The 7,496-nt window shown below is 35.9% G+C and carries 11 protein-coding genes; 2 read left to right on the forward strand and 9 right to left on the reverse strand.

Annotated features, from left to right (window positions below):
* From KAS42_02425 to KAS42_02445, 5 genes are all read right to left on the reverse strand, one after another.
* Positions 1 to 316 (reverse strand): hypothetical protein (locus tag KAS42_02425; protein MCK4905088.1); only part of this gene is annotated, 316 nt, incomplete at its 3' end.
* Position 317: 1 nt separating this feature from the next.
* Entirely contained in the window at positions 318 to 821 is a 504-nt protein-coding gene (locus KAS42_02430) for a hypothetical protein (GenBank protein MCK4905089.1), read from the reverse strand.
* A gap of 47 nt (positions 822 to 868) precedes the next feature.
* Positions 869 to 1,294: a hypothetical protein gene (locus tag KAS42_02435; protein ID MCK4905090.1), complete on the reverse strand. Its 426-nt coding sequence runs from the start codon at positions 1,292 to 1,294 to the stop codon at positions 869 to 871.
* Positions 1,295 to 1,307: 13 nt separating this feature from the next.
* Entirely contained in the window at positions 1,308 to 1,523 is a 216-nt protein-coding gene (locus KAS42_02440; protein MCK4905091.1) for a 4Fe-4S binding protein, read from the reverse strand.
* 26 nt (positions 1,524 to 1,549) lie between these two features.
* Positions 1,550 to 1,987 (reverse strand): nucleoside deaminase, encoded by a 438-nt coding sequence (locus KAS42_02445; GenBank protein ID MCK4905092.1) that lies wholly within the window; start codon positions 1,985 to 1,987, stop codon positions 1,550 to 1,552.
* Between the two features lie 215 nt (positions 1,988 to 2,202).
* On the opposite strand from KAS42_02445, the gene KAS42_02450 reads away from it, so the two are divergent.
* Both KAS42_02450 and KAS42_02455 read left to right on the forward strand, forming a co-directional pair.
* Entirely contained in the window at positions 2,203 to 3,432 is a 1,230-nt protein-coding gene (locus KAS42_02450) for an extracellular solute-binding protein (GenBank protein ID MCK4905093.1), read from the forward strand.
* 85 nt (positions 3,433 to 3,517) lie between these two features.
* Positions 3,518 to 4,975, forward strand: a complete 1,458-nt coding sequence (locus tag KAS42_02455; GenBank protein ID MCK4905094.1) for a sensor domain-containing diguanylate cyclase — start codon at positions 3,518 to 3,520, stop codon at positions 4,973 to 4,975.
* A gap of 160 nt (positions 4,976 to 5,135) precedes the next feature.
* Here the strand turns inward: KAS42_02455 and KAS42_02460 are convergent, their stop codons facing one another.
* The 4 genes from KAS42_02460 to KAS42_02475 all read right to left on the reverse strand — a co-directional run bounded on the left by KAS42_02460 (position 5,136) and on the right by KAS42_02475 (position 7,457).
* Positions 5,136 to 5,483, reverse strand: a complete 348-nt coding sequence (locus KAS42_02460) for a hypothetical protein (GenBank protein MCK4905095.1) — start codon at positions 5,481 to 5,483, stop codon at positions 5,136 to 5,138.
* A gap of 186 nt (positions 5,484 to 5,669) precedes the next feature.
* Positions 5,670 to 5,969 (reverse strand): hypothetical protein, encoded by a 300-nt coding sequence (locus KAS42_02465; protein ID MCK4905096.1) that lies wholly within the window; start codon positions 5,967 to 5,969, stop codon positions 5,670 to 5,672.
* A 36-nt stretch (positions 5,970 to 6,005) separates the two neighbouring features.
* Positions 6,006 to 6,854, reverse strand: a complete 849-nt coding sequence (locus KAS42_02470) for a hypothetical protein (protein MCK4905097.1) — start codon at positions 6,852 to 6,854, stop codon at positions 6,006 to 6,008.
* Between the two features lie 63 nt (positions 6,855 to 6,917).
* Positions 6,918 to 7,457, reverse strand: a complete 540-nt coding sequence (locus KAS42_02475; GenBank protein MCK4905098.1) for a hypothetical protein — start codon at positions 7,455 to 7,457, stop codon at positions 6,918 to 6,920.
* Positions 7,458 to 7,496: the final 39 nt, after the last annotated feature.

Raw genomic sequence — 7,496 nt, forward strand, 5'->3', positions numbered from 1 at the left:
GCTGTAATTTATTCATCTCTGCTATTGAACTACCTACAGCATTTTCATGCTCAAGTGCAATTGCGATATATTTTGCGTATGTACTTTTAGCAGAGAAACGGGCATCCTTTTCTTCGTAAAATATGGCGTCAAGCGTGTAATAGTCCTTGTTGTAAATGTTAAGTTTTAGACGACTGGCAATTTTAGGAAAAAATTCGCGCATTTTTTTAGTAAAGGCAATGGCATGTCCATACCATAAATCCGAGAGAACCTTACTCTTTGATTCAACCACTTCAAGAAAAGCTTTCTTAAATTTTTTCGGAGTAATAATAATCATTTTAGGATTTGGGGCTGTTTTTCTTTAAATCGCTATTTAGAGTTACTTGGAAACGGTCTCCATAAACAGAAGTATAATCAATCTCTATATTAATCCTATGAAATTGCTGCATTATCTCATCAGTAGTATTGTTAATAGTTCTTATAGATAAGACTGTTCTACTTCTATCTTGACCTATAACTCCATCTGGATCAAATCCTAACCCCATAACATCTGGAGCATTTAGTTTAAGTTGTGCCACAATTTTTCTCCACGATGTATAATCAAAGTTTTCAATCAATTTACTATCAAGATATATTCGAACATCTTTAATAAATGCTGGTCCAGTGCCTTCATTAGACAAGACTATCTTGGATTGATTGGAAGTACACCTTTCAAATGACAAGTGTGGTTTAACGGAGCAGCGATTGTGTTCTCGTGTAGTTATTACTTGCCATACAGCAACGAAAACAGCCGCACAAGCAATTACCAAATAACATACATTAGTTACAACTTGCGTGTCCACATGCGCTCCTTTCAACCTAACTAGTAATTATACTGCAAAAAATCCTGCTAAGATTTGGGATTGTTCTCTTTACCATCTACGTTGTAACCGCCATTAAGCTTGTGTCTGGCAAACCAAATAAGTAAGAAAACAGGCCATCCATATAGTGGAATCATCGTTGTCAAAATTCCAAGTATGACAAATATCGGTGGAGGACCACCCATGAAGTCAACCACAACAAAGATCGTAGAGATTCCCTCGAGCACATAAAGCCACGATCCTAAAACGAGTACCCTGCTACCCCAAGATCTGTGGAGAATTATTCCAATAGCTCCACATATCATAAAGACAATTACACCAATATTACAAATAATGGATAAAATAGTTGCATTTTCTGAAGGGTGATAAAATAAGCACAGGAAGAGTCCATACAAAAGAGTGAAAACCCCAATTACAAGTGGCCATTTCGGTCTCCGATGTGATTTTTCATCCATCGTTATCCTCCTTTTAATTTTCAATTAATGTAATCGCTTTATGTTCGCAGGCATCAACACAAGCGCCACAATCAATGCAAGCTTCCGCATCATATCCCAATTTTATCTTCCGCTCCAATGCGTCAACGGGACAAACCTCAACACAACCGTCACATTCGCCGCCGCATTCACACGATGTACACTTACCGTCTTTCCAGCAACATTTTTCATAATCAATTTTTATAGGCATTTTAAGACCCAACCCTTTCTTTTAACTTAAACTCCTATATCCTCGTTCCAAAGCTTTGGATTTTCGCTAATAAATTTTCGCATCATTGCTATGCACGTTTCATCCTGCAATACTTCCACATCTACACCTTTTGACTTAAGATGTTCTTCATCTCCCATAAACATCTTATTCTCGCCGACAACAACCTGCTTGATACCATACAATATTATGGCGCCCGAACACATCGGACATGGTGAAAGCGTAGTATATAAAACGCATTCTTTATATACTGATGCAGGTTGGCGCTTCGCGTTTTCCAGAGCATCCATCTCGGCGTGTAAAATAGCGCTTCCTTTCTGCACGCGCCTGTTATGCCCCCGACCAATTATCTTCCCGCCATAAACAATAACAGCGCCTATAGGTATTCCTCCCTCACTCAAGCCCTCGTTAGCTTCATCTATAGCCACTCTCATAAATTCATTTATCATAATTTCTCACAATTCAGGTATAATATAATCTCTTGAACAATAAAAAGCAAAATAAGAAGAGTGATTGCCACCCTTGAACCCAACGTAGTTCGGGGTCAAACAAAGATGTTATTGCGAGGTTCGATGGCTTTGAAAAGAGCGAGCACCGGACTTCTTCTAACAGTATCTTAAATGCGAAATTTTCACTATAATCACAGATAGGTCTCATAAAAATGGAAAAAGAAATTCTAAAATTCTGGTTGATGCCCAATTCGGGCTTTGAAACCGCAGAGATAATCGATACGGAAATTAAAGAGTTCACAAAAAAGAATCCATCCATCGACGTTCAGTACGATATTATTCCTTGGGCGCGCGCTTGGGAAAGGATTGTAGAACACATTAAAAATAAATCCTGCCCCGATGTTATCCAAATAGGCAATTCGTGGAGCGGAACGCTTTCCATGTTTAAATCTTTTGCCGATATTTCAAAATATAAAAAAGAAATAATAAAAAAAAATTCTTTGTTTGATGTTGCCGGCTCTTCTCCGCTGACAAGTAATGACGGCAATAACTGCCTTCCGTGGTTCGCTGATATACGCATTTTATATTATCGAAAAGATATTTTAGAGAAATACCATATCCCCACAGAATGGCTGGATACGTGGGAAGGAATTGTTCATGTTTGCGAGAAACTAAAAAAAATAGACGCACAAGGTATATCCCCAATTGGAGTTTCGGGGCAATTTGAACAGACGCTTGTCCAAGATATTGCCTGCTGGATATGGAACGCGGGCGGAGATTTCTTCTCTAGAGACAAGGGGGAAATCTTAATAAATCAAAAAGAGTCAATCGACGGCATGAAGTTTTATTTTGACTTAATTAACAACTATTCTTCTAAGGAAGCTCTGCTTAAAAACTACAGCTATGTCGCAGACAACTTTTTCTTAAGGGATAAATATGCGCTGTATTTCTCGAACCCGTGGCACCTCGTGACCTTCCTGAGCAAAAACAATCCACATTTCAGTAAAAAGTTGCACAAAAAGATAGGCATAGCTTTATTTCCTAAGGGCACTCTTCGGAGAACTACTTTTCGCGGAGGTAGCGACCTTGCTATTATGAAGTCTACTTCTATGTTTAAGGAATCTCTTGAATTGATTAAATTTCTGGTTTCCAGACAGTCCCAGGCAAGATATTGCAAAAATATCGGAATGCTCCCGTCAAATATGAAAGCTTTTGAATCAATATATATACAAAATACAACCCAGAAGAAAATACTAAAAGAATCCTACAAAATAGGTAGGGGATTCCCTAATCATTTATACTGGGGCAGCATGGAAATAATTGTGGCGCGGTCTTTCTCCAAAATAATGAAGAAAATTGCGGATAACAGATACAGCCATAATATTTTAAAGAAAGAGATTGACTATCTTGCGGAACAGATGGAATACGTAATAAATTTATAAATATATCGCAAATCCCATTAGAAATCCTTGTCTTTGACAAGGCATACGCCTTTGGCGTCTTATTTCTAACGGGACAAGGATTAAAATGAAGAGAATAAAAGAGATTCTGCGGATTAACAGGCACTTGAAAGTATTAAATCGAATCAGCCAGAATTTCCATTCTTTTAACGATATAAAAATACCATTGAAGATGGTTATAGAAAATATCTTAAAAGAGATGAAACTTGATGAAACCACAATACTTTTATACAAGAAAGAAAGCAAAGCTCTCTACTCTATTTTATTTGCTACCGAAAGAGGCATTCAAGAGGGAGAAGAATTTATACTGATAGAGCCGAACGACTTTTTTGCTTCTCTTTTATCCAATGAAACAAAATATGAGTATTTGCCGAAAGAGTTCACCCTCTACATCCCGATAAAGTATAGAAATTTGCCTATTGGTATTCTGCGGGCAAGAAACGATATATCAAAAAAACCGATTAATAAGAAATATATCCAACTTCTGGTTGATTACACAAATATAATTGCAGCCGGGATATATGATGCCAACAGGTCTTCTGAAAATCAGAAGTTTCTAAATAAGTTAGTGGCATTATCAAACATCACTATGTCAGCCATCAGCACTCTGGAGAAAAAAAGAATATTGGGCATTATTTTAAAAGATATTGTTATGAGTCTCGGATTTGACAGGGTAAAACTTTACCTTATAAATGACAAAGGGGACTCATTAAACGGAGTTATGTCATTTGATATAAGGGGAAGAATAAAAATCATAAAAAATGAGAAATATCCTATCGACAAGGGAACAAACAGGTTTTATAACGAGTTAATTGCGCGGCAAAAAAGAATGTTTAAATTAAATAAAGACATTTTTGGGCTGGTTAAAGTTTTCCCTATGAAAGTTAAAAACCAGATTATCGGGTTTATGGAAGTGGACAATATTTTCAGCCGTCAGATTATCAGCAAGGAAGACATAGATTATCTTAAATTATTCATTAATCAGACGAGCATTGCGATAGAAAACGCCCGCCTTTACAACAGGGTAACGGAACTTTCAATAAAAGATGAACTTTCGGGTCTTTATAATGCCCGCCATTTCTATCAGCAATTAGAAAATGAACTGGCAAGGATAGAAAGATACCAAAACCCTCTTGCTATAATTATGATAGATATCGACTACTTCAAAAAATACAACGATAATTACGGACATCTGACAGGCGACAATATTATAAGGGATCTCGGTGAAATAATTTCCAACAGCGTGCGAACAATTGATATCCCGGCGCGTTACGGCGGGGACGAATTCATAGTCCTATTAGTTAACTGTTCGCTTGACCAGGCGGTTAAAGTCGCCCAAAGAATTAAAAGGGGAGTTGACAATAGCAATTTTACGTTTAAAGGAAAAAAATTAAAGATTACAGTAAGCATGGGAGTAGCAGTCCATCCCCCCAGAAAAATATCAGGTAAGGCTCTTGTGAAATTAGCAGACAGTTCTCTTTATAAAGCAAAACAGGCAGGAAGAAACAAAATCTACCCGAGTTAGAAATTCCACAAAAGCCCCCATTGCCAGTCTCGCCATTGTATCTTTGGTAGACTGTGGGGGGTACTCTTCTATCAAATGTGCAAAGTCCCCTCTTCTTGATTTTGAAGAAATCAGAGGGGGGAGACCTGACCCTTTTTATTGATGAAAGCCTTTTTTAGGATTAATCCCACCATAGAAAAATCATATTATTCTTTATTTCCGGCTTACTATAAGTTGAATCGCTTTCTTTGGCGCACATATCAACAACTGCTTGTTTTTTATTTGCATCAAAAGGTAAAACTACAATGATACCATCCGCATAAGGTCCGCCTTCTTCTTTAATTGTTTCTTCGTCATCTCGAATGCATTCTTGAGAAATCCGCACTTCTTGCACTCCAGCTTCATATAATTTTTCAACAAAAGCGACTGCCTTTTCTGTTGGTCCAAAATGATTGGAGGCTAATGCAGAAGGATTATCATTTTTTTTAAACCATTCAAGGGCTTCTGGTCCATTATAAATTTTATCCATTACTTTCTCCTTATTCGCACAACTTGACGTTACAATGCATAGTATTAGTAAGCAAATTGTTATTAGAATGTTTTTCATATTCCTTCCTCTCACCAATCACAAAAAAACCAATTCAAGACTTGGGACTGTCTTCTTCTTTAAAATGTGTCATTGCAAGACCTGACCCTTTTCTCTTTTTTGCTTTTTTTATTGTTTAATTGAATTTTTTCTTGAGAAATAAAGCAAGAATATTATCCCAGCAACAAAATCAATTATTTTCCAAAATTCTGTAGCAAAATGGAATTTAAAAAATGGGTTGAAAATTAACGCTATAGCCCCTAAAGTCCAAACCCAAGCACTCTTTTTTTTCTCATAACTCAAATATGCGCCATAAACTCCTACTCCACATATAAACCACCTTAATAACTGATAGTAACCATATGGCATAGGCAAAACTCCAAGAAATAGAGTTATTCCTGCAATTAAAAATATAAATCTTTTGTTCATGAATTTTTCTCTTTATTTAAACAAGCATAATATATTTTAATCTGCGTAGTAAATAATTGAATCTATTTTATTGTCTTTTCTTACAAAAATTTTCAATCCTTTGTTATCTCTATCTTTAATTCTAATAGTATATGATTTTAAAGGTTTTTCCTTTATATAAGATCTGCCTCGTAAAAAGCTTGCTATGCTTAAATCAATTGGCTCATATTGAATATATCCGTCACTGTAGTCTTCATCAATAAAAATGACATAAAACTTGCCATCATTTTTCAAATATTCTAATGTTTCAACCTTATACCTATTATCGTCATCTTCCTCGTAATCAACATCAATATTTTCAGGGAGACCATTTTGTTTTATAAAACTTTTCTTGGTGATAGGCGGGTTTAAACCTTCGAAAATGTTCATATGCACTATATCTGAAAGATTATCAGTTTTAACCTTTATTGCGTAGTCATTTATAAACCATACAAAAATAGCAACCAGGCAAATCCCTAATACGACAAGCAATTTTTGCCACCATTGATCGCAAGTTAAAATAAAAGCCCAAGCTATCCAACCAAAATATATTGCAGCAAGACTAAATATCAATACTGCAGGTATTACACCCAAGTTTCCCATATTTAGAATATACACGATTACGAAAAGAGAAATTGCTATTGATATGAGCAAAATCTTATTTGCGAATTTTTTACTTTTTTTAGTCTCTGCCCACTGCCAAATCCACATATTAATTGCAGGCAATACCATTATAAAACAAATCGCACTCAGCCAAGTGTATTTAAAATCAGTTATAACTCCTACAAAAAAAACCACAAGCGATAGCAGAAACAAAATAGCAAAAAAGGATAGAACTTTATCTTTTATTTTCCCTAATAACTTCATAATTATTTTTTGTATTCCTTTTTATGTCAAGATTTGGGACTGTTTCCCATATCATCAATTAGTCTATACTTTATATTTGAAATGAAATTCAGCCAATTCCCCAGGTGTTCTTTTTTTTAGGATATCTATATCATTTGGCGATAGTCCGAGAATTCTATAACGGAAAGTGTGTGTGTATAAAACAGAATTCCAGATTCTGCATAATGGTTCATGCAAGGATTTCTCCATTGGAGCAGCAAATTCAGCTAACGTATTAGCTATTGTTTTTGATATTGACACATGGGGAAACTGGTGGACAAACTCGTTTGATTGGTCAATCCAATCGATAAGTTGTTTGAAATCTTCTCGGACTTCAATTCGGAGAAAAAGAGAGAGTTTAGTTTCAAGAAATCTCTTAATGTGAGTAGTTTGTACCTCTTTCAATGGGCCAGTATAGCTGGGAAAATTCTGCCAGCAAAGTAAATTAGTTTCAAAATCACTGATTTCGTTAAGAGCAAGTAAGAGTAAGTGAGCATCATTTTCCCGCCCTTTGAATGTTTCATATTGGCGGGTAAGCAGTGAGCCCAACAGTGCCCCAAGTATAAGAAGTAGTAGACGTTGCATACAATGATTTACATTTAACTAGTGACTATACGGAAAATT

It is taken from the genome of bacterium, assembly GCA_023135785.1.
In the GTDB taxonomy this organism is placed as follows: Bacteria; CAIJMQ01; CAIJMQ01; order CAIJMQ01; family CAIJMQ01; genus CAZNJA01.